Annotated in this window: 25 protein-coding genes; 7 read left to right on the forward strand and 18 right to left on the reverse strand. The window is 72.1% G+C overall.

The window, feature by feature from the left end; genetic code table 11:
* Positions 1 to 74 precede the first annotated feature (74 nt).
* The 11 genes from ABZX37_RS01160 to ABZX37_RS01210 form a co-directional block, all read right to left on the reverse strand.
* On the reverse strand, positions 75 to 1199 hold the full coding sequence (locus ABZX37_RS01160) for a CHAD domain-containing protein (protein WP_354734941.1): 1125 nt from the start codon (positions 1197 to 1199) through the stop codon (positions 75 to 77).
* On the reverse strand, positions 1196 to 1600 hold the full coding sequence (locus ABZX37_RS01165) for a hypothetical protein (protein WP_354734942.1): 405 nt from the start codon (positions 1598 to 1600) through the stop codon (positions 1196 to 1198). The genes ABZX37_RS01160 and ABZX37_RS01165 overlap by 4 nt, the downstream gene beginning before the upstream one ends.
* Positions 1597 to 2487 carry a universal stress protein gene (locus ABZX37_RS01170; RefSeq protein ID WP_354734943.1) on the reverse strand — a complete coding sequence of 297 codons (891 nt, stop codon included), beginning with the start codon at positions 2485 to 2487 and terminating at the stop codon, positions 1597 to 1599. Before ABZX37_RS01170 ends, ABZX37_RS01165 begins: the two co-directional genes overlap by 4 nt.
* On the reverse strand, positions 2474 to 2755 hold the full coding sequence (locus ABZX37_RS01175; protein ID WP_354734944.1) for a DUF1918 domain-containing protein: 282 nt from the start codon (positions 2753 to 2755) through the stop codon (positions 2474 to 2476). The genes ABZX37_RS01170 and ABZX37_RS01175 overlap by 14 nt, the downstream gene beginning before the upstream one ends.
* Before the next feature lie 30 nt (positions 2756 to 2785).
* The gene (locus tag ABZX37_RS01180) at positions 2786 to 3358 is read right to left on the reverse strand and encodes a CBS domain-containing protein (protein ID WP_354734945.1); all 573 of its coding nucleotides are present in this window, start codon (positions 3356 to 3358) and stop codon (positions 2786 to 2788) included.
* 33 nt (positions 3359 to 3391) lie between these two features.
* Positions 3392 to 4219 (reverse strand): universal stress protein, encoded by an 828-nt coding sequence (locus ABZX37_RS01185; RefSeq protein WP_354734946.1) that lies wholly within the window; start codon positions 4217 to 4219, stop codon positions 3392 to 3394.
* A gap of 69 nt (positions 4220 to 4288) precedes the next feature.
* Entirely contained in the window at positions 4289 to 5143 is an 855-nt protein-coding gene (gene ppk2, locus ABZX37_RS01190) for a polyphosphate kinase 2 (RefSeq protein WP_354734947.1), read from the reverse strand.
* A gap of 5 nt (positions 5144 to 5148) precedes the next feature.
* Positions 5149 to 5787, reverse strand: coding sequence for a CBS domain-containing protein (locus ABZX37_RS01195; protein WP_354734948.1), 639 nt, complete (start codon positions 5785 to 5787; stop codon positions 5149 to 5151).
* A 121-nt stretch (positions 5788 to 5908) separates the two neighbouring features.
* The gene (locus ABZX37_RS01200) at positions 5909 to 6310 is read right to left on the reverse strand and encodes a DUF6010 family protein (RefSeq protein WP_354734949.1); all 402 of its coding nucleotides are present in this window, start codon (positions 6308 to 6310) and stop codon (positions 5909 to 5911) included.
* 123 nt (positions 6311 to 6433) lie between these two features.
* A complete protein-coding gene (locus ABZX37_RS01205) occupies positions 6434 to 7312 on the reverse strand; it encodes a universal stress protein (protein ID WP_354734950.1) in 879 nt (292 codons plus the stop codon).
* Positions 7309 to 8322: a nitroreductase gene (locus ABZX37_RS01210; protein WP_354734951.1), complete on the reverse strand. Its 1014-nt coding sequence runs from the start codon at positions 8320 to 8322 to the stop codon at positions 7309 to 7311. Before ABZX37_RS01210 ends, ABZX37_RS01205 begins: the two co-directional genes overlap by 4 nt.
* A 183-nt stretch (positions 8323 to 8505) precedes the next feature.
* Here ABZX37_RS01210 and ABZX37_RS01215 point away from each other — a divergent pair, with 183 nt between their 5' ends.
* From ABZX37_RS01215 to gap, 3 genes are all read left to right on the forward strand, one after another.
* The gene (locus tag ABZX37_RS01215; RefSeq protein WP_354734952.1) at positions 8506 to 9963 is read left to right on the forward strand and encodes an AAA family ATPase; all 1458 of its coding nucleotides are present in this window, start codon (positions 8506 to 8508) and stop codon (positions 9961 to 9963) included.
* 98 nt (positions 9964 to 10061) lie between these two features.
* Positions 10062 to 11360, forward strand: a complete 1299-nt coding sequence (locus tag ABZX37_RS01220) for an FAD-dependent oxidoreductase (protein WP_354734953.1) — start codon at positions 10062 to 10064, stop codon at positions 11358 to 11360.
* Positions 11361 to 11475: 115 nt separating this feature from the next.
* Complete coding sequence (gap, locus tag ABZX37_RS01225; protein ID WP_354734954.1) at positions 11476 to 12492, forward strand: type I glyceraldehyde-3-phosphate dehydrogenase; 1017 nt, start codon at positions 11476 to 11478, stop codon at positions 12490 to 12492.
* Positions 12493 to 12543: 51 nt separating this feature from the next.
* Here gap and ABZX37_RS01230 read toward each other — a convergent pair whose 3' ends face one another.
* Positions 12544 to 13218, reverse strand: a complete 675-nt coding sequence (locus ABZX37_RS01230; protein ID WP_354734955.1) for a CBS domain-containing protein — start codon at positions 13216 to 13218, stop codon at positions 12544 to 12546.
* Between the two features lie 141 nt (positions 13219 to 13359).
* Here ABZX37_RS01230 and ABZX37_RS01235 point away from each other — a divergent pair, with 141 nt between their 5' ends.
* Entirely contained in the window at positions 13360 to 13599 is a 240-nt protein-coding gene (locus ABZX37_RS01235) for a PLDc N-terminal domain-containing protein (protein WP_354734956.1), read from the forward strand.
* Here the strand turns inward: ABZX37_RS01235 and ABZX37_RS01240 are convergent.
* Positions 13529 to 14458, reverse strand: a complete 930-nt coding sequence (locus ABZX37_RS01240; protein WP_354734957.1) for a universal stress protein — start codon at positions 14456 to 14458, stop codon at positions 13529 to 13531. The genes ABZX37_RS01235 and ABZX37_RS01240 overlap by 71 nt on opposite strands.
* Before the next feature lie 210 nt (positions 14459 to 14668).
* On the opposite strand from ABZX37_RS01240, the gene ABZX37_RS01245 reads away from it, so the two are divergent.
* Both ABZX37_RS01245 and ABZX37_RS01250 read left to right on the forward strand, forming a co-directional pair.
* Complete coding sequence (locus ABZX37_RS01245; protein WP_354734958.1) at positions 14669 to 15259, forward strand: hypothetical protein; 591 nt, start codon at positions 14669 to 14671, stop codon at positions 15257 to 15259.
* A 58-nt stretch (positions 15260 to 15317) separates the two neighbouring features.
* Entirely contained in the window at positions 15318 to 16355 is a 1038-nt protein-coding gene (locus tag ABZX37_RS01250) for an alcohol dehydrogenase catalytic domain-containing protein (protein ID WP_354734959.1), read from the forward strand.
* Between the two features lie 27 nt (positions 16356 to 16382).
* Here ABZX37_RS01250 and ABZX37_RS01255 read toward each other — a convergent pair whose 3' ends face one another.
* Genes ABZX37_RS01255 through ABZX37_RS01265 form a run of 3 tightly spaced genes read right to left on the reverse strand, consistent with a single transcriptional unit; the run spans position 16383 to position 18357 of the window.
* Positions 16383 to 16808, reverse strand: coding sequence for a hypothetical protein (locus ABZX37_RS01255; RefSeq protein WP_354734960.1), 426 nt, complete (start codon positions 16806 to 16808; stop codon positions 16383 to 16385).
* A 40-nt stretch (positions 16809 to 16848) separates the two neighbouring features.
* A complete protein-coding gene (locus ABZX37_RS01260; RefSeq protein WP_354734961.1) occupies positions 16849 to 17307 on the reverse strand; it encodes a hypothetical protein in 459 nt (152 codons plus the stop codon).
* A 54-nt stretch (positions 17308 to 17361) separates the two neighbouring features.
* On the reverse strand, positions 17362 to 18357 hold the full coding sequence (locus ABZX37_RS01265) for a zinc-binding alcohol dehydrogenase family protein (protein ID WP_354735137.1): 996 nt from the start codon (positions 18355 to 18357) through the stop codon (positions 17362 to 17364).
* Positions 18358 to 18753: 396 nt separating this feature from the next.
* Between ABZX37_RS01265 and ABZX37_RS01270 the strand changes: the two genes are divergently transcribed.
* Positions 18754 to 19290: a DUF6292 family protein gene (locus ABZX37_RS01270; RefSeq protein WP_354734962.1), complete on the forward strand. Its 537-nt coding sequence runs from the start codon at positions 18754 to 18756 to the stop codon at positions 19288 to 19290.
* A 222-nt stretch (positions 19291 to 19512) separates the two neighbouring features.
* Here ABZX37_RS01270 and ABZX37_RS01275 read toward each other — a convergent pair whose 3' ends face one another.
* The gene (locus tag ABZX37_RS01275; RefSeq protein ID WP_354734963.1) at positions 19513 to 19764 is read right to left on the reverse strand and encodes a hypothetical protein; all 252 of its coding nucleotides are present in this window, start codon (positions 19762 to 19764) and stop codon (positions 19513 to 19515) included.
* A gap of 123 nt (positions 19765 to 19887) precedes the next feature.
* Positions 19888 to 20238 carry a hypothetical protein gene (locus ABZX37_RS01280; protein WP_354734964.1) on the reverse strand — a complete coding sequence of 117 codons (351 nt, stop codon included), beginning with the start codon at positions 20236 to 20238 and terminating at the stop codon, positions 19888 to 19890.
* Positions 20239 to 20528 lie beyond the last annotated feature (290 nt).

Raw genomic sequence — 20528 nt, forward strand, 5'->3', positions numbered from 1 at the left:
GCTGCTTCGAAAATAGGCAACGGAACCGCACTGGCACGCCGGTCCGGAGTCCCCGGCGGGAAGGACCAACGTCCTCAGCCCCGCAGCGGGGCCAGCTGCCGGTACGTCTTGCGCCACGCGGCGGGCAGCTGCTCGGCGCACTCGCCGGCACAGCGGATCTCGGCTTCCAAGACCAGAACGTGGGCCCTCGTCGCCTCTCCGGACTCGACTAGCTCCCGCAGCCTGCTTTGCGCGACCACGGCGTCCTGGTATTCGCCGAGCAGTTCCTGCAAGCCCCGCAAGCTCTTCAGCACCTCGGCCCGATCGACCGGCAGGGCCGCGGCGGCCGCCTCGACCGCGTAGCGGAGGCGCTTCACGCTCTTGCGCATCGCGTGCACGGCTCCCGCGCCGTCTGCCACCGCGCTGACCCGGGAGTCGGTTTCCGCGACCACCCGCCAGACCAAGCCCGGAAGCACTTTCGCCGCCGGTCGCCGCGCGCGCTTCCCTTGTGCGCCGGCGCTTTGCTCGCGAAGCACGACCAGGAGCACGTCGAGCGCGTTCAGCAGTTGCAGGTACCGCGGCGAGTCGAGGACGACTGCGCACTCGGCGGCCGCTTCTTCCGCCTGCGCGGCGAAAACCTGCTCGGCGTTGGTGCGGACTTCGTCCGAAACCGTTTCGGGCGGGAGCTTTTCCAGCGCGGCGAAGAAGCGGGCGCGTTGCACCTCGAGGTCCCGGGCAGGCCCGACGCTCGCGCCGAGCCAGCGCAACGCCGGGACGAATCGCCCGGCGAGCCGCCCGCCGAGCACCGGCCCGAAAGTCCGCAGCGTGGCCCGGATCCGCCGGGCGGCGACCCGCAGGTCGTGCACGCCCTCGGGGTCTTCCAGCCGCACCGCGAGATCGGCGCGCGCGAGCGCTTCGACCTGGCGCTCCAGGTAACCCAGCACGACCTGCCGAGCAGTGCCGGGCTCCTCGTCGGCGCCCGGCCCGGCGACGGCCCGCCTCGGCATCGGCACCAGATCCAGGTCCCGGCTGTACGCGCGGACCAGCCGCGACAGCTCGTGCGGCACCTGCTCCGCTCCGGGAGCCTCGACGCGGCATCCCCGGCCGTCCCCGAGATCGAGGTGCCATTCGCTGCCCGCGCGGCTGATCGCCATCCCGTGCCGCCGCAACCGCAGACCGGTCGTGTCGTAGTACGTCACCGGCCGCGCCGCGCGGGTCACGACGGCACCGCCCGCTGCGCGAGCCGGCTCAGCAGGACCAGCAGCACGGCCAGGGCGAGCGTCACCCACTGCACCGGCTCGCGGAAGCCGAGCACGACGAACTGGATCGCGAGCCAGCCGCCGAGCACGACGCTCGCGGCGTAGCCGAACCAATGCGCTTCCGGGTCGCCGCGCCACGCCGCGAGCGCGGCCCAGCTGAGCGTGCCGCCGATCGCGATCACGAGCGCCAGCCCGGGCAGCGCCCAGCTGGACAGTCCGAGGCGCACGAGCGCGGAGAGCGGCAGCCGGAACCCGGGCGCGCCGACCATCAGGCAAATGCCGCCGGCCAGCGCACCGGCCGCGAAAACTGTCTCGTAGGTCGCGAGCACCCGCTGCGCGGTCCGGCAGCGCGACGTGGTCACGGCAGGCTCCTCGGCCGCACGACCGCCACCGGGCAGGTCGAATGCGCGAGCAGGGCTTGGCTGGTGGAGCCGAGCAGCATTCCGGCGAACCCGCCCCGCCCCCGGCTGCCGACCACGACCAGCTGGGCGGCTTCGCCGTACTCCAGCAAGGTGCGCACCGGCCGCCCGCGCACGATCTCGACGTCGATCCGCAGTTCCGGATATTTCTGCCGCCACAGCGCGAGCTGGCCTTCGATCAGGCAGCGCTCGCCGGCGGCGATCTCGTCCGGGACGATCTCCATGGTCCGCAAAGACCCGTCCGGGCTCAGTTCGTTCCAGGTGCGCACAACCGTGAGCGACGTTTTCCGCGCAACCGCTTCGGCACAGGCGAACCTGAGCGCGTCCTCGCTGTCGGCCGCCCCGTCGAGCCCGACGACGACCGGTCCGGTCGCGGGCGGGACGTCGTCCGGCATCCGCCCGCGCACGACCACGACCGGACAGGGGGCGTGCGCGGCGAGCGCGACTGCGGTCGACCCGACCAGCAGGCCGGTGAACCCGCCCAGCCCGCGCGAACCCAGCACGGCCAGCTCAGCGTCGCGGCTCTCCGCCAGCAACACGGCCACGGGGTTCCCCTCGGCGACGACCCGCTCGATCCGCGCGGCGGGCCACCGCTCGCGGATCGCGGCTTCGGCCTCGTCGAGCCATTCCTCCGCCTGTCCCTGGAATCCGGCGCGCGCTCCGGCCGCGAACGGCCCGGTGATGCCCGGCGAGGGAATCAAGCAGGCCTGCACCAGCCGCAGCGTCGCGCCCTGGCGGCCCGCTTCCTCGGCCGCCCAGACGGCCGCGTTGCGCGCCGACACCGAACCGTCGATCCCGGCCAGCACGACGCTTTCGTCAGGTCCGGACATCGCGCGCTCCCCTCCTGCCCCGCCGCAGCGCGCGCAGCCGGTCGAACCGGTTGCGTTCGTTCCGGTCCTGTTCGGACACCTCGGCCTCGGTGAGCACGATCGCGTCCGACCCGGGGAACACCGTCGTGACCCGGTCGTCGGCGAGCCAGCGCACCGTGAACGGCGGGCTGCCGTCCGGCTTTCCGGTCGCGACGATCCGGCCGCGCTGCTCCGGCAGATCCAGCCGGACGCCCTTCACCACCAGCCAATCGCCGGGCTGTGCACGCATTTCTCCTCCTCTGTCCTGATGCCGTGCCGCTCACCGCGGTGCGGAAAGCTCGACCGTGAGCACGCCTTCGACGGTTCGGGCGAGAGCGGTGACGAGACGGCGCTCGGCTTCGTCGGCGAATGCGCCGCGAACGGTCACCGTTCCCCCGATGACGGACACGTCCCACCGGTCCCGGTGCCCGCCGTAGTCGCTCAGCAGCGCGCGCAACCGGGACGCGATCGCGTCGTCGCGACGGACCAGCGGGGCCAGCAGGTCGCGGCGGCTGACGATTCCGGCCAGCCCGCCCTCGTCGACCACGGGCACGCTGCGCAGCCGGTCGACGAGCATCCGCGCCGCGATATCGCTCCCGTCGGCGTCGAGGTCGACGGTGTCGACCGACTTGCTCATGACGGCGTCCACTCGCAGCTCCGGCGCGACCGGCTCGCCGGTCAGCACTCCGGCCAGCGCGTCGGCCTCAGTGAAGATGCCGACGACCCGGTTGCCCTCGTCGACCACCGGCAGCGCCGCGACACCGTGCTCGGTCAGCAGCGCGATCGCTTCGCGGACCGGCGTCCCCGGCCCGACCCGGACCACCGGCCGGGTCATGATGTCCCGTGCTCGCACGGCTTTCTCCTCGTTCCTCAGTGGACCGGCGGCTCAGTGCACCACCGCGACCGGGCAGGCCGAGTGCGCGAGCAGCCGGTTCCCGGTGGACCCGAGCAACCCGCCCGCGACCGGCCCGCGACCGCGGCTGCCGATCACGATCAGCTGCGCTCCCTCGACCGCCGTCAACGCCCGCGCGGCCGAACGCTCCCGCGCCGCCAGCGCACTGACCTCGACCGACGGATACTTCCGCGCCCACACCGCGACCTGCTCGCGTACGGCGCGCTCCTCCGCGTCGGCCCGTCCGTGCTCGTCGAACAGCGCCGCGTGCCAGGCGTGCACCGCGACGAGCGGGACCTGCCTGCCCGCCGCCGCGTCGAAGGCGAATTCCAGAACGGACTCGTCGCCGTCCGCTCCGACCACGACCGCGCCCTCGGGCACCGCGCGCCCGCGCACGACGACCACCGGGCAGGACGCGCTCGCCGCCACCCGCAGGGCGACCGAACCGATCGCCGCTCCGCGCAGCCCGCCGAGCCCGTGCGAACCCACCACGATCAGCGACACCGACCGGGAGAGCTCGATGAGCAGATCGGCCGCGAACCCGACGCGGGCGACGAGCTGGGTCCGTACTCCCGGCGCCGCGTCCTCGGCCACCTGCGCGGCCCGGCTCAGCCACCGGTGCGCACGACCGAACAGCTCGTGCGCCTTCCGCTCCGCGACCTTCGCGGGAACGTCGAGGTTTTCGCCGATCCCGGCGTGGAACAGCTCCAGCCGGCAATCGCGCCGCCTCGCTTCCTCGGCCGCCCAGCGGACCGGAGTCAGCGACGTCTCCGATTCGTCGATCCCGACGAGCACCACGCCGTCGGGCTTGTTCGCGGTCACCGCTTTCCTCCCGTTCCGCCGCCGGTCCCGGCGGCCCATTCCACTGTCGCCCGCCGCCCGCGGCACGGGTCAGAGCCCGAAGTCCCTTCCGCCGGGGACGAAAGCGGAATGCTGTTTGCCCAGGGTCGCCGCGTGGTCGGGCACCTCGCGCAGCAAGCGCCGGTCGGTCCGCGCGTAGCCGGAGCCGCGCGAACGGGGCGGCAGCGCCACCGCGGGCGGCGGGATTTCCCGGTACGGGACGCTGGCGAGCAGGTGCGCGATCATGTTCAGCCTGCCGCGCCGCTTCTCGTCGCCGTCCACTACGTACCACGGCGATTCCGGCGTGTCGGTGTGCACGAACATGTCGTCCTTGGCACGCGAGTAGTCGTCCCATCTCGGGACCGATTCGAGGTCCACTGTGGACAGTTTCCAGCGGCGGAGCGGATCCTCGATCCGAGCGCGGAACCGCCGTTCCTGCTCGTCCCGGCTCACCGAGAACCAGTACTTGCGCAGCAGCAGGCCGTCCTCGACCAGCAGCCGCTCGAAGATCGGGCAGTGGCGCAGGAATCGCTGGTACTGCTCGGGAGTGCAGAACCCGAGCACCCGCTCGACGCCCGCGCGGTTGTACCAGCTGCGGTCGAACAGCACGATCTCTCCCGCCGCGGGCAACTGCGCGACGTACCGCTGGAAGTACCACTGCGTGGCCTCCCGGTCGGTCGGCCGGGGCAGTGCGGCGATCCGCACGACGCGGGGGTTGAGGTGCTCGGTGAAGCGTTTGATCGCGCTGCCCTTGCCCGCGGCGTCGCGTCCCTCGAACACCACGACGAGCCGGGCTCCTTCGTGGCGCACCCATTCCTGCAGCTTCACCAATTCGATCTGGAGGCGGGCGAGTTCCGCCTCGTAGACCTCCCGGGGCAGCCGGGCGGTCCCGCGTTTCGCGGCCACCCGCGTCAGGCGACGTCGTCCCACACGTAGTCGAGGCCGTTGCAGACCGCGACCACGCCCGGGACGGCTTCGATCAGCCGGGTGACCGGGGCGATCTCGCTGCGCCGCTCCACGCGCCCGGCGACGGTGACCACTCCCGCGTGCACCACGGCGCGGGCCCGGTCCGGGCCGAGGTGCAGCGTCTCGTACAGCACGCCGGTCACCACGTCCCGTTCGATCTCGGGGTCCGGCCGGGTCAGCACGCGCAGCACGTCACGCCGGGCGACGACGCCCACCGGACGGCCGTCCGTCACGACGAACAACCGCCGCAGCCCGGTTTTCTCCAGCTTCGCGGCCGCAGCGGACACTGTGTCGTCGGCGGCGATCGTGACGACCGGGCTCGTCATCACCTCGCGCGCGCTCTGCCCCTCGGCCTTCCGCGCTTCCCGCCGGCGCCACCACCGGAGCTGGCCGCCTCCCAGCATCGGCAGCAAGTCCTTTTCGGACACCACGCCGACGAGCGCCCCCGCGCGGTCGACCACCGCGACCGCGCTGATCCCCTCCCGGTCCAGCATCGCGGCGATTTCCTTGACCGGCGTCTCGGCCCGCACGCAGACCGGGCGGGCGGTCATCACCGCGGAGACCGGTGTCGTGATCGTGTTCATTGCTCCTCCGTGAGGTCCGCGCTTCCCTGTGCAGCCTCAAAATAGGCAGGAGGACCGGCCCGGCACGCCGGTCCGGAGTCATCGGCGCGAAGGACCAATGTCCTCGATGGCAGAAGCGAGGTCAGCCCCGTACGGAGACCAGTCTCGTGCGAACGTCCTTTACCGACATTCCTCCGGTGAAGCACCAGATGGCGATGACCGGGTCGCAGATCGCACAGCCCAGCGACGAGGTGTGCGCGAACGGGAGAATCGGCGTGCCCTTGAGGTGGTGCAGCACATCGAGGGCTGTGTGCAGGAGCCAGGCGAGCCCGATGAACGCCCAGGATTTCAGGCCGCGGTAGGCGCAGTACGTCACCGCAGCGGTGAAAACCAGTTCCACGGGGCCGAAAGCGCCGCTGCTCAGGTAGGCGGCACCGGCGCCCGCGACCATGATCGCGTTGAAACTTCGGCGGTGCGGCTCGGCGAGGAAGGAGTTGAGCAGTGTGTAGACAATGCCGACGAGAACGGCGGAAACGATGATCACAGCCCGACGCTAGGACGGCGGGCCCGCGTGCATAACCCGCCAGAGAGCCAATTTCCGCCGGTTTCCCGCCAACGGCACTCCGTCCCGGCGGCAAACCGGCCGCCGGCGGACATCAGCACCGTGTCACCGGTCGCCCGCCGTTTTGTTCCCGGCCCGGACGACGAGCACCGGGCATTCGGCGTGGTGCAGCAGCGCATGACTCGTCGACCCGAGCACCATCCCGGTGAACCCGCCCCGTCCCCGGCAGCCCAGCACCACCAGCGAGGCCCGGGCGCTCCATTCGATCAACCGGTCGCGCGGCCGGTCCTGCTCCACGATCTGCTCGACCCGCACGTCCGGGTACAGCGCACCGTGCCCGGCCAGTCGTTGCGCCAGCATCCGGTGCTCGGCTTCCCTTGCCTCGAAAGGAAAATCGCGGTCGCCGAACAGCCGGGCGCGGTCCGCGTCGAGCCACACGTGCAGTGCGGCCAACGGAACGCCGTGCACCGCGGCCTCCTCGAAGGCGCAGGCGATCGCCGCGTCGCTGAGCGGACTTCCGTCCACTCCGACCACCACCGGACCGTCGGCGCGAACCGTGCCCCGGACGACCACGACCGGACAGTGCGCGTGCGCGGCGAGATCGATGTCCGGCGAGCCCGCGAGAAGCCCCGACAGCGTGCCGGTCGGCTCGCCCAGCACCAGCAGCCGCGCTTTCGCCGAGGCTTCCCGCAGCGCGACCTCGGGGCCCGCCGGGCTCGTCTCGACGGCGATCCGGACCCGTGGCTCGGCCTCCGCGAGATCCTCCCGGACGGTCCGCAGCAGCTCCTCCGCGGCGGCTTCCTTCGCCTCCAGCCACTCCGCGGGCGGATATCGTTCGCCGGCGAAACTGCCGTCCGTGAACCCGAACGCCGCCAGCACTGTCAGCGGCACGTGCCGCAGGACCGCCTCGCGCGCCGCCCACCGTGCCGCCGCGGCGGCGGACTCGCTCCCGTCGACACCGACCAGAACCGGGTTCGTGTTCATCGCCGCTCCCGCCACTTCTCGCCGAGGACCTCGGCCACGCCGCGGCGCAGGCTCGACGGCGCCACCCGGGTCGACCGGCCCAGCCGGAGCAGCGCCTGCGGGAACCCGGCGAGCCGGTAGTCCTCGCACAACGCCGAACGCACCTCGGCCACTCGCAGCGGCTGCGTCAGCACCGCGCCGGCGAGACCGAGGGTGACCCCTTCGAGCCAGCACCGCTCCAGTGCGTACCCGGCGCGGATGTGATCGGCGCGCGCGTCGTCGGCGGTCGCGAACAGCAGCAGGGTCTCGGCCTCGAGCCGTTCCCGCAGCAAGGCCGAGTCCGGGATGACCGTCGCCCGGCGCACCAGCCCGGCCCACGGGAGTTCGCCGGGCGGCAGCGCGGAGAACCGGATTCCCGCGCCGTGCGGGTGCGCGGCCTCGTCCCGGATCGTCCAGAGGGCCAGCTCGCGCTGGTAAGCGCCGTCGTCCTGGAGAACCCGGGCAGCGTGTTCGAAGAACTTCGCCAGCCGCTCCGTTCCGCTCGGCCGGATCGCCTCCACGCCCGTCGTCACCGCGGCCGCGACGACCCGGGCGGTCTCCTCTGGGCTGACAGGCAGCCCGGTGAACGCCCCGCGATGGCTCCGCCGCACCATGATCGCCCCATACCGCTGCAGCTCCTGGTCAGTCGGCGGCAACGGCTCCGCCGCCTCGACCCGCGCGACGACCTCCGGGTGCGCCGGATCCGGCAATACGGTCGCTTCCGCGCGTCTGCCGAGCACGCGAACGGCCAGCTCCAGGTTCGCCAGCGCGGTCCCGCACGAGATCGCCAGGTCCCGGCGGCGGGGGTCATGCCGCGGGAGGGCCACGTCGGTGCGCTCCAGCAACAGTGCCGCACCGTCGGTCAGCTCGAGCCGCCAGGGCTGTGTGTTGTGCACCGACGGGGCGCGCAGGACTGTACGGCCCAGCACCTCCGCTTCCGCGAGTGTCCACTCGCCGGACCGGCGACCCGCCGCTGTGGCTGTTTTCTCCATGGCGGTCACTCCTGTCGTAGCGAACACCCTGAGCCAACCCCGGCCGGGCCTCTCCGCGCTCCGGCCGCAAGCCACCGGGTCAAGGGACCAACGTCACCGGCCGCACGGGCCGGGCCCAACGGCACCGCCGGGAGGACCAAGCGCCCTTTTCCGCCCGCCCGCGTGCCCGCGAAGGTGGGCGGCATGAGCGAAACCCAACCGTGGGCCGCAGTACGGGAAACGCACAGCGGCGCGGTCTTCTTCGCCGGGGACCGGGCGTGGAAACTCAAGAAGCCCGTGGACCTGGGCTTCCTCGACTTCACCGATCCGGGCGTGCGCGAGCGCGTCTGCCGCCGCGAGGTCGACCTCAATCGCAGGCTCGCGCCCGACGTCTACCTCGGGGTCGCCGCCGTGACCGGTCCGGACGGCGCGGTGTGCGACCACCTCGTCGCGATGCGCCGGATGCCCGACGACCGGAGGCTGTCCGGCCTGGTGCGGCGCGGCGAACCGGTCGGACCGGCGATCCGGGCGCTCGCCCGGCTGCTCGCCGCCTTCCACGCGGGGGCGCACCGCGGCCTGGCCATCGACGCCGACGGCACGCGCGACGCGGTCCGCGCCCGCTGGCACGCGAGCTTCGACCAGGTGCGGCCGTTCCACGGGGTGGTGCTGGACGCGGCGGCGGCCAAGGAGATCGAGAGCCGCGCGGACCTGTTCCTCGCCGGGCGCGAGCCCCTCTTCGCCCGCCGCATCGCCGAGCGCCGGGTCGTCGACGGCCACGGCGACCTGATCGCCGACGACATCTTCTGCCTCGACGACGGCCCGCGCGTGCTCGACTGCCTGGAGTTCGACGACCGGCTCCGCCACGTCGACGGGCTCGACGACGTGGCGTTCCTCGCGATGGACCTCGAACGGCTCGGCGCGCCCGCGCTCGGCGCCGAACTGCTCGACGCGTACGCCGAATTCTCCGGCGACAACGCTCCCCCGGCGCTGCGGCGCCACTATCTCGCCTATCGCGCGTTCGTGCGCGTCAAGGTCGCCTGTCTCCGTCACGCGCAAGGGGATCCGGCGGCCGCGGAGCTGGCTCGCGCGTACGCGGAAACGACGCTTCGCCAACTCCGTGCGGGCGAGGTCCGGGCGATAGTGGTCGGCGGTCTCCCCGGCTCGGGAAAGTCCACTGTGGCCGGAGGGCTGGCGGACGCGCTCGGCGCGACATTGCTGCAGAGCGACCGGATCCGCAAGGAGCTCGCCGGAGCCGACCCGGAGCAGCACCTGCCGGCCGGCTATCGGCAAGGGATCTACACGCCCGAATGGACCGCACTGACCTACAGCGAACTCGCCCGGCGCGCGAGCGAACTGCTCGGGCTCGGCGAGACTGTCGTCCTCGACGCCTCCTGGACTTCCGCCCGGGAACGGGAAGCGATCGCCGCCGTCGCGCACCAGAGCGGCGGCAGGCTTTCCGCGCTGCGCTGCGAAGCACCGGAAGACCTGCGCCGGCGCAGGCTCGTGACCCGCACTGGTTCCCTGTCCGACGCCAGGCCCGCGATCTCCCGGGAAATGGCGCGCGACGACGCCCCGTGGCCGTCGGCTTTTTCGCTCGACACCACCGGGACACCAGCCGAAACGATCGAAAACGCGCTCGCGCATCTCGCGCAGGGCTCGTGACCGGAGGACGAACGTCCCCCGCCCTGCCTGCCAACGTCCCTGCCGTTCCGCTGGCGAGGACGGGCACTGTGGGGGCAGGCCCAGCGGGAGGAGACAGCATGGCACGCACGGAGATCGTCGTTCTCGGCAGCGGTTTCGCCGGGCTGGAAACGGCTTTCCGGCTCCGGGCCCGGACAGGCGAGGACGACGTGGGGATCACGGTTGTGTCCGAACGCGACGATTTCCTGTTCCGCCCCGGAACGGTCCGGCTGCCGTTCGGGGCCGCCGAGGAGCCGCTGCACGTTCCGCTCGCGGGCGCGTTCCGGCGGCGCGGAATCGGCGCGGTGATCGCGACGGCCGAGGGGATCGACCTCGACCGGGGGCAGGTGCACACGTCCCGCGGCCGGATCTCCTACGACCGGCTCGTCGTCGCCACCGGAGCCGCGAGCCGGCCGGAGGAGATCCCCGGGCTCGCGGAGCACGCCCACTCGATCGCCGCTCCCGGCGCGCTGCACCGGCTCGGCGAGGACCTGCGCTGGGCCGCGCAGAACGCCCGGCACGGCCGTCCGCAACGCGTGCTTTTCACGCTGCCGCCGGGCAATCAGTGCGCGGCGCCGCTGTACGCGATCGCGCTGATGCTCGACACGTGGCTGCGTCGCAAGCAGATCCGCGACAACGTGGAGATTGCCTTCGAAACCTGCGAGGAGACCTACGTCCAGGCCTTCGGCCCCAAACTGCACGCACTCGTCTCCCGCCAGTTCGAGGCGCGCGGCATCGACGGCCGCACCGCGACGACGCTGGCCAAGGCGACCGAACGCAGCGCCGTTTTCGCCGACGGCTCCGAGCGGGAGTTCGACGTGCTGGCCACGTTCCCGCCGCAGGTCGCCTCCGTCGGCTATTCCGGTTTGCAGTGCGACGAGCGCGGCTTCCTGCGGTGCGAGACCGTCAGCCGTGCGGTGTGCGGGCGGCCGGAGGTCTACGCGCCCGGCGACGCCGGGAATTTCCCGCTGAAACTGGGGTATGCGGCCATGCTGCAGGCTGACGCGGTCGCGGACGCCATCGCCGCGCAACAGTCCAGGACGATGTTGTCCGCCCGGCCGATCCCGGCGGTCCGGTACGTGCTGGACATGCTCGACGACGCTGCCTTCGCCCAGATTCCGCTGCTGCCCGGCGACGACCCCGCGCGCGTCGACGAGGAGTCCGCCCGCTATCGGGTCGGCTCCGGCGCGTTCTGGCGCGCGGGCGCGCGGCTGGCCGAGACCGCGCTTTCCGCCCGGTTCCGGCTCGGCCTGCCGTTCCGCGTCAGCGTCGGCCGGGTCGCGCGCAGCAGCCGCCGGGACCGCACGCGGCAGGAGCCGCGACCGGTCCCGCGCCGCACGGAAACTCCCCGCTCCGAGGCCGGTCGTTCCGGTCCGTGAGCGGGGCTCCCCCGGTCCTCCGGCCGAACCCCCTCCGGCCGGAGGACCGGACCCGATCACGCAACCCTCAGCCTCGTCCGGCCCGCCAAGGCCGCCCAGCACCCACGGAGGAGCCATGACCGTACGAGTCGGCATCAACGGGTTCGGCCGCATCGGCCGCGACATCCTGCGCCGCGTCCTTGAGCGGCCGGACAGCCCGGTCGAAGTGGTCGCGGTCAACGACGTCACCACCCCGGACGCTCTCGCCCACCTCCTCGCGCACGACTCCACCTACGGCCCGCTGCGGCTGCCGGTGCGGGTGATCGGCGACGCGATCGAGGCCGGCGACCAGGTCGTGCGGGTGACGTCCGAGACCGAGCCGGCGAAACTGCCGTGGCACGAGTTCGGCGTGTCGGTCGTGATCGAATCGACCGGCCGCTTCCGCACCCGCGAGGCGGCCGCCGGGCATCTCGCCGCCGGCGCGCGGAAGGTGATCGTTTCCGCGCCGGGCAAGGGACTCGACGCCACGCTGGTGCTCGGCGTCAACGACGGCGACTACGACCCGGCGCGCCACGACGTCGTCTCCAACGCCTCCTGCACCACGAACTGTGCCGCGCCGATGGTCAAGGTGCTGCACGAGGCGTTCGGGATCCGCCGCGGGCTGCTCACCACGATCCACAGCTACACCGGGGACCAGGCGCTGCTCGACCGGCCGCACCGCGACCCGCGGCGGGCCCGGTCCGCCGCAGTGAACCTGATCCCCACGAGCACCGGAGCGGCGCGGGCGATCGGCGAGGTGATCCCGGCGCTGGCGGGCAGGCTCGACGGGGTCGCGATCCGGGTCCCGGTCGAGGACGGTTCGCTCGCCGACCTGACCGTGGAACTCGAACGCGACGTCGCCGCGGACGAGGTCAACCGCGCGTTCGCGCAGGCCGCGGACAGGCAGCTCAAGGAAATCCTCCGCTACACCGAAGCGCCTCTGGTGTCGCGCGACATCATCGGGGACCCCGCGTCGTGCGTCTTCGATTCGGGCCTCACCAAGGCCGACGGCCATCTCGTCAAGGTCTTCGGCTGGTACGACAACGAATGGGGTTACGCGGCCCGCACCGTCGAACTCGCCGAAGCCATCGGGCGGACCCTCGACCAGGGCTGAACGCGGAAGGGCCGCAGCGAACCGGAATCCGCGGCGGCCCTTCCGTTGTCGTTACAGCCGCGCACCGGCCTCGTGCCGGTCTCCCGCGCACCGCAGTTGGTTGCGCACGCCCACGACTCCCGGCAGCACCTCGGTCAGCCGCTCGGCGCGCAGCACCTCGCCGGGGCTGTCCGCGATTCCGGTCAAGGTGACCACGCCGTCGTCGACCCGCACCGCGGTCCTCGCGGGATCCGCCCACAGCGCCTGGCGCAGCACCCGCCGTTCGACCATTTCTTTGATTTCCGCGTCCGGCCGCAGGAAAACCGCGAGCACGTCCCGGCGGGCGAGCACCCCGGTGAGCGTTCCGGAACCGTCGACGACGAACAACCGCCGCAGGTTCGCCTCGACCATCCACCGCGCGGCGTCGGCCAGCGGTTCGTCCTGCCGGACGGTGCGCACCGGAGTGCACATCACGTCGACGGCCCGCCGCCCGCGCGCTCGCGCCCAGCCGCGACGGCGGCGCGAGGAGGCGAAAAGGCCCGGCCTGGGGCCTTCGGCCCGGCGGTCGTACCGGGCGAGCAGTTCACGCTCCGAAACCACCCCGACCGGCCGTCCCGAACCGTCGGTCACCGGCGCCGCCGAGATGCCGTTGGCGACGAGGAGATCGACCAGTTCCTTGAACGGCGTGCCCGGCGCGGCGGTCACCACCGGCCAGTTCATCACATCCGAAACTCGCAGTCCGGTCATCGCAGCACCTCCGCGTTTTCCCGCACAGTAGGCTTTTCGCCGGTCGGGGGCCGGGGTCCGCGGTCCCCGGCGGCCGGGCCGTTCGCCCCTTTCCCCCCTCCGGGTCCCGGTGTTGCCTGGAGCGCGACCGGAGGAGGAACCATGCGAGCACACCGGAAGGTCTCCGACCTGTCCCCCGCGCGACGGCGGACCGTTCTCGCCGCCGCGGCGGCACAGGTGCTGCTGGCCGCGGCCGCCTGGCGGGATCTCGCGAAACGGCCCGAGGACCGGGTCAACGGCGCGAAATCCGCCTGGGCGGTCGCGATCGCGGTCAATTTCCTGGGTCCGCTGGCGTATTTCCGGTGGGGCCGGGCGGTTCCGCGCCGGAACCGGCGACGATGACCGGGCACAGCGCGTAGGACATCGCCGCCTGGCTCGTGGACCCGAGCAGCAGTCCGCCGAACCCGCCGCGGCCGCGGCTTCCCACGACGAGCAGGTGCGCCCGGTCGGCCAGATCCAGCAGTTGCTCGGCCGGGCGGCCGCGGACCACCAGCCGCCGCACGTCGACGCCGGGGTATTTTTCCGCCCACACGGCGACCCGCTCGGCGAGCACCGCGTGCGCCTCCTGCTCGATCGCGCTGTCGGTGTTCCAGCGGTTCTCCCGGAAGATCGCCGAGAGCAACCGGTCGTCCCAGCAGTGCACCGCGGTCAGCGGAGCGTTTCGCCACGAGGCTTCCTCGAACGCCGTCCCCAGCGCCCGTTCGCTCGACGGCGAACCGTCGACCCCCACCACGACCGGGCCGGCGGCAGGCGGCTCCTCGTCGCCCGCGTGCGGCCGCACGAGCGCCACGGGGCAGTCCGCGTGCGCGGTGAGGGAGACCGACACCGAGCCGAGCAGGACCCGGCCCAGCGGACGCAGCCCCGGCGTTCCGAGCACCAGCAGCACCGCCCCGCGGGACTGCGCGGCGAGGCACTTCCCGGCGATTCCGCGCAGCAGCACCAGGTCCGGCGTCAGCGCGGGGACCGCTTCGTTCGCGGCGTCGCGGGCGGTGCCCAGGATCCGGTGCCCGCGCGCGGTGAGCACGGCGCCGAAATTCTCCAGCGTCCGCAATGGACGGGGGAAGTCGAGGGCCAGCTCGTCGAGGACGTGCACGAGGCGCAGCGGAACACCGCGCCCCGCCGCGGCGCGCGCCGCCCAGCCGACCGCGTGCAGGGAAGCCAGCGAGCCGTCGACCGCGGCGACGAGTGCGGGTTCGGACATCGGTTCCGCCTTTCCTGCCCGGCAACGGTTTTCCCCTCGGACGGTAGGCACGGACGGCCTCGGGCGGCAGCGGCGTCGGTCCCCTCGTGCGCGGACCTTCGGCCCCTCCTCGGCGGTCCGCGTCCAACGGCCCGCCCGGCGGGGACTTTCGGCTCCAGAGCCGCCCTCGCCCGGCGGATCAGACTCGGGGCGACGACGAATGGAGGTCCCATGTCCCTCAAACCTGAGCACGACGAGCCCGCCGCGACCCGGGTTCCGGCGCACCGCACCGAAACGGACCCGCCGTGGACCAGCTACGGCGCGCGGTCGCTCGCGGTCCTGCGGATCGCCGCCGGGCTGCTGTTCCTGTGGCCCTTCGCCGACAAACTGTTCGGCCTCGGCTACGCCACGCCCGCCGCGGGGGCCTGGCTCCACGGCGGCTCGCCCACCAACGGATTCCTGAGCAAGGTCGACGCCGGCCCGTTCGCCTCGATGTTCCACGCGTGGGCCGGAACCTGGTGGGCCGACTGGCTGTTCATGCTGAGCCTGCTCGGCATCGGGCTCGCGCTGGTCGCCGGGGCCGGGCTGCGGATCGCCGCGGTGTCCGGCACCGCGCTGCTGGTGCTCATGTGGGCCGCGGAATGGCCGCTCGCCCGCACCACCGGCGCGGGAGCCCCGACGCACTCGACCAACCCGATCCTCGACTACCACCTCCTCTACGCCCTCGTCCTGATCGCGCTCGCCGCGACGTGCGCGGGCGACACGTGGGGAATCGGCCGCCGCTGGGCCGCCTTCGTGGGCGACCGGACCTGGCTGCGCTGAACCGGTCACGGGCGTCCGCCGTCCTGGCGGACGCCCGCAGTTTCGCGAAGGAGGAACTGTGAAGGCACTCGTGTACGACGGCCCCGGACGACGGTGCTGGACCGACCGCCCGGACCCGGAGATCCTCGCGCCGACCGACGCGATCGTCCGGATCGACGCCGTCACCGTCTGCGGCACCGACCTGCACATCCTGAAAGGCGACGTGCCCGAGGTCGAACGCGGCCGGATCCTCGGCCACGAAGCGGTCGGCACCGTCGTGCGCACCGGCGCCGCGGTCGCCTCGGTCGCGCCGGGCGACCGGGTGCTCGTGTCCTGCATCAGCGCGTGCGGCCGCTGCGAATACTGCCGCCGCGGCAGCTACGGCCAATGCCTCGGCGGAGGCGGCTGGATCCTCGGCCACCTCGTCGACGGCGTACAGGCCGAGTCCGCCCGGGTCCCGTTCGCCGACACCTCCGTTCACCGGCTGCCGCCGTCGGTGAACGACGAATCGGCGCTGTTGCTGGCCGACATCCTCCCCACGTCCTACGAGGTCGGAGTCCGCAACGGACAGGTCGGTCCCGGCGACGTCGTGGCCATCGTCGGCGCGGGCCCGATCGGCCTCGCGGCGATCACCGCGGCCCGGCTCTACAGCCCGATGTCGATCATCGTGATCGACAAGGAACCCGCCCGGCTGGCGGCGGCCAAAGCGGCCGGCGCCGACGTGACGGTCCAGCCCGCGGAAGCGGAAACCGCGGTGCGCGACGCGAGCGGCGGACTCGGCGCGGACGCAGCCGTCGAAGCCGTCGGCGTCCCGGAAACCTTCGAACTGTGCACCGACCTCGTCCGCCCCGGCGGGCGGGTCGCGAACATCGGCGTGCACGGCAAGGCGACCATGCTGCATCTCGAACGGCTCTGGATCCGGGACGTCACCATCACCACCGGCCTCGTCGACACCTCCAGCACGCCGATGCTGCTGCGGATGCTGGCGAGCGGACACCTCGACGTCAGCCGGATGGTCACGCACCGGTTCGGGTTGCAGGAGATGGACGAGGCGTATGACGTTTTCGCGCGTCCGCAGGACAGCGGCGCGGTGAAGGTCGCCCTGTTCCGCGAGTGACGTGCCGCGTTCCGTTCGACGCCCGTATCAGGCGGGTCGCGCGGCCTCGTAGCAGCGCTGCCGTTCTTGGTGCCACAGCGTCGACTCGTCGAGGCCGCGGTATTCGCTTCGCAGTCGCCGGGCCAGGCCGTAGAAACCTTCGCTCGGCCGGCCGCTGTCCTTGGAGACAACGAGCGCGCTCCACAGGGGTGCTTCCTGATCTGCCGCGCGGATCGAGACTTGCTCCAGGAAGTAGCCCAGGTGATTCGGCTGTACGCCGACGCGTCTGCCGAGCGGCACGTACTGGATCAAGCCTCCGCCGGAGGCGACACCGTACAGAATGTCGGCAATCCGGTCCACGCGGTCCATCTCGAACGTCTCAGGCATCGGCACCCCAGCGGAGTCGACGGTGTAGTTGTGGTGGGGAGTCGTCGTGGCGACCGAGACTGTTACGGGACGGACCGCGGCGGACACTCATCCGCACGCTCTCCGTTGACGAACACCCGGCCCGGGCTCACGGACGATGGATCGACCGGTCCGGGAACACCCCGCCCTGCGCGGGCTCCCCCGGCCGGATGTCGCGGTCGTCCAGTTCCGCCCGCAGGTGCTCCCGCACCTCCACCACCTCCAGCAGCGCGGTCAGGTCCCGCGCGGCACGGCGCTGTGCCCGCGATTCGAGCACTTGCCCAGTCGCGACCATGACCGCGACCACCGCGCCCGCGAGGAACTCGCCCACCGCGAGGGTCGAGGCGAGCGCCAGCACCGCCAGCGAATCCGCGCCCCAGCGCCGGCGGCGCAGATCCGCCGCCACCCACCAGGCCGCGGGCGCCAGCTCGAGCGCGGTCGCCGCCGCCCAGCAGCCGTCGGAGCCGGGCGTTCGCGACAACCGGAGAATTCCCCCGGCGAGCAACAGCGCAGCCACCGCGGCGAGCAAGAGCGATTCGCCCGGGAGCCGCTTCCCCTGACGTGTCATAACGCCTCCCGATCGGCGCCGCAGGTCTTCCGGTTCGGTCCACAGTGGACTGCGTCAGTCCGCGTGCAAGACTGCGGCTCCGGTGACGCGGTCCGCGGCCAGGTCCGTCAGCGCCTCCGCCGCCGCCGACAGCGGGTAAGACGTCGTCCGGACGTGCAGCCGGTGCGCTCCCGCGAACTCGAGGAACTCCCGCGCGTCCGCCCGCGTGTTCGCGGTGACGCTGCGCACTTGCCGCTCCTGGAAGAGATGCCGCTGGTAGTTCAGCACGGGGACGTCCGAGAGATGGATGCCCGCGATCGAGAGCGTGCCGCCGCGGTCCAGCGCCGCGAGAGCGACTGGCACCAATTCTCCGGCCGGGGCGAAGAGGATCGCCGAGTCCAGCGGTTCCGGCGGCGCTTCGGCCGCGTCTCCCGCCGAAGCGGCACCGAGTTCGAGCGCCAGCTTCCGCGCTTCAGGACTGCGGGTCAGCACGTGCACCGTCGCCCTGCGCGCGAGCGCGACTTGCGCGGCGAGATGCGCGCTGCCACCGAAACCGTAAATGCCGAGCCGTCCGCCGTCCGGGACCTGTGCCCGCCGCAACGCCCGGTAGCCGATCACTCCCGCGCACAGCAGGGGGGCCAGCTCTTCGTCGGAGTACCCGGCGGGCAGCTGATGCGCGTACTCCGCCGAGACGACGGCGTACTCCGCGTAGCCGCCGTCGGCGTCCCAACCGGTGTACCTCGAATCCGGGCACAAGTTCTCCTTGCCGGACCGGCAATAGCGGCATATCCCGCAGGTGCCGCGCAACCAGGCGATCCCGATCCGGTCCCCCGTCTCGAATCCGCCCGCCCGCGGGGAGACCACCTCGCCGACGACCTCGTGCCCCGGCACCACGCCCGCCCGGCGCACCGGAAGATCGCCCTCCGCCACGTGCAGGTCCGTGCGGCACACGCCGCACACGCGCACCCGCACCAGCAGTTCGCCCTCCCGCGGCTCCGGGACCGGCATCCGTTCCCGCACCAGCGGCCCGCTCGCCATCGGGCCGGGCGCGCGCACCCGCCAGGCCCGCATTTCCGCCGTCATCGCGGCTCCTCTCGCCCGGAGTGCCCGTCCAGGATGTCGTCCCGGCGGGCGCCGAACGACGTCCGCAGGTCCCGCCCGGCGGGGACGTTCTGCTCTTCTCGCCCGGCACGGACCCGCGAGACCGCCACGACGACAAGGGGGACTCGGCGGTTGGGTGCCGGACCGTCCACAACAGCCGGGGCCGAGGACCTTCGGCCCTAGCCCGGGATGCGTCCGGAGCGCAGCCTGAAGCGGGCAGCCGAGAGCCGCCGATGACCTGACCGCCGCGAACCGGCGGGGCAGGAATCCGGCGAGAACTCCTTCCAGCGCCGGGCGAACGCCCACGGCCAAGCCGGCTGACACCCGAAAATCCACTCGCCCACGCGGCAGCAGAAACGAGAATCGATGACCGCACAGCCCCTGACCACCGACTCCGAATACCGCCTGCTCTGCGCGATGAGCGCCTATCTCGACGCAGTGAGCGCCGCCGCCGGCGTCGGCTCGGAATCCTGCACGATCGACCTCGACCCGCCGATGTCGGCATACCTCGCGCTCGACGGGCAGCTCTCTGTCCATCCCGGACGCGACACGGCGCTGGCGTGGGACGAACGCCACGGCTGGTCGTTCACCATCGAAACCCATTCCGGCGAAGACTTGCTCGTGGTGGCCTACCTTGGCGGCGAACTGGTGCCGCCGCCTTCCCGGGTCCGGGAGTTCGTCCGCGCGGTCCGCGCCCGCACCCGGCGCACACCGTCGCCCGCGCCGCCGGACCTGAGCCGCAGCCGGGCCGAACTCGTCGGCCTTCTTCTCGGCTACCGGGCCCCGCACACATTGCTCGGCCTGCGACCCCCTTCCGCACACGACGGTCAGCGTCGTGTCCCTGGTCAACAGGTGCCGTCCGGCACCGCGAACGTCCGTGAGGGGACCCCTGAGGGAATCTGATTCCCGCGGGGACGGCAGCGGAGTCGAGAGCCGCACGGTCCTTCGCTGCTCAGCCGGTGCAGCCCGGCGAGTCGGCGGTGATTTCGCCCGCCGCGGTGTGCAGCCGCGCGATGGCGTGCGTGCGGTTCTCATCCTCGCTCAGGAAACGTCCACCCGCCATTTTCCGGTGTGCATCGTCTGCCCCCTCCGCCTGTCCGTGATCACGTCTCTTCGGGCACCATTTCAATGGCTCCGCAAGGACATTCCTGCGCGCACATCCCGCATCCCTTGCAGAAGCACCGCGTTGTCCGGGCAGACGCCGAAGCAGTTGTCGCAGTGGAAACAGCTGCCGCAGGACAGGCAGCGACGCGCCTCGTACACCGCGGTCTCCTGATCGAGCCCGCCGGTCACCTCGTCGAATGTCGAAGTCCGCCGGGCAGCTTCCAGCCTCGGCCGCACGCTCGCTTCGGCATCGCTGTAGTACCAGGTGTTCAATACGTCGAAATCGGCATCCCGCCGGGTTCGGCTTCCGCGTCCCGGACTGTCACGGCGTGGCCCAGCAGCCGCAGGTGATAAGCCACCGTCCTGGGGTTCAAGGGGTCGCAGGTTCGAATCCTGTCAGCCCGGCCGGACGAACAAGCCGCTTGGCTTGGGTGAAAATCCAAGTCGGGCGGCTTTTTGCATCCGTGGGTTGATCTTGCCCGGGAACACCGTGTGGGGACCACCGCGCAACATGCTGGGCCGATCCAGTGGCAATGGGGGCCGCTTGGTCGCACAGGCGGCGCGGCGCTTGACCGTGGCGAATGAGGCGCTGAACGAGGCCAGAGCCGCGAGATCGACGTCCGGGTAGTTGATGTACGCCCCGTCGGCGCGGTGGCGGCGTAGCGATCCCGGAAGAACGAGGCACGCCGCCTTCATGATCGATTCTCGTTGCGCTTCCGGAGTGCTTCCCGGGGCCACGATGTTCACCTGGCCGCTGCAACCTGGCAGGAGTGGCTGGCACGAGGAATCTTCGTCGGAGGTCAGGTGCTGGCAGACCGTGTCGATCTGCGCGGCGCTGCCGCTCGCGCGGGTACGTCGGCTTGATTTTCATCCGGTGTGCCGGGATCGCCGCCGGGCGCTGCACCTCGGTCGGCTCCGGAAGCGGCAGCCACGGGAACGCACTGCTGTCGGCCGCGGCCGGGTCGACCGAAACAAATCCATTGTGGACGAATGCCTCGGGGAATACGACCTCAACGACTCATGGCAGCGCACCACCT

Origin of the sequence: Amycolatopsis sp. NPDC004079, from assembly GCF_040610415.1 — a bacterium.
Taxonomy (GTDB): domain Bacteria; phylum Actinomycetota; class Actinomycetes; order Mycobacteriales; family Pseudonocardiaceae; genus Amycolatopsis; species Amycolatopsis halotolerans.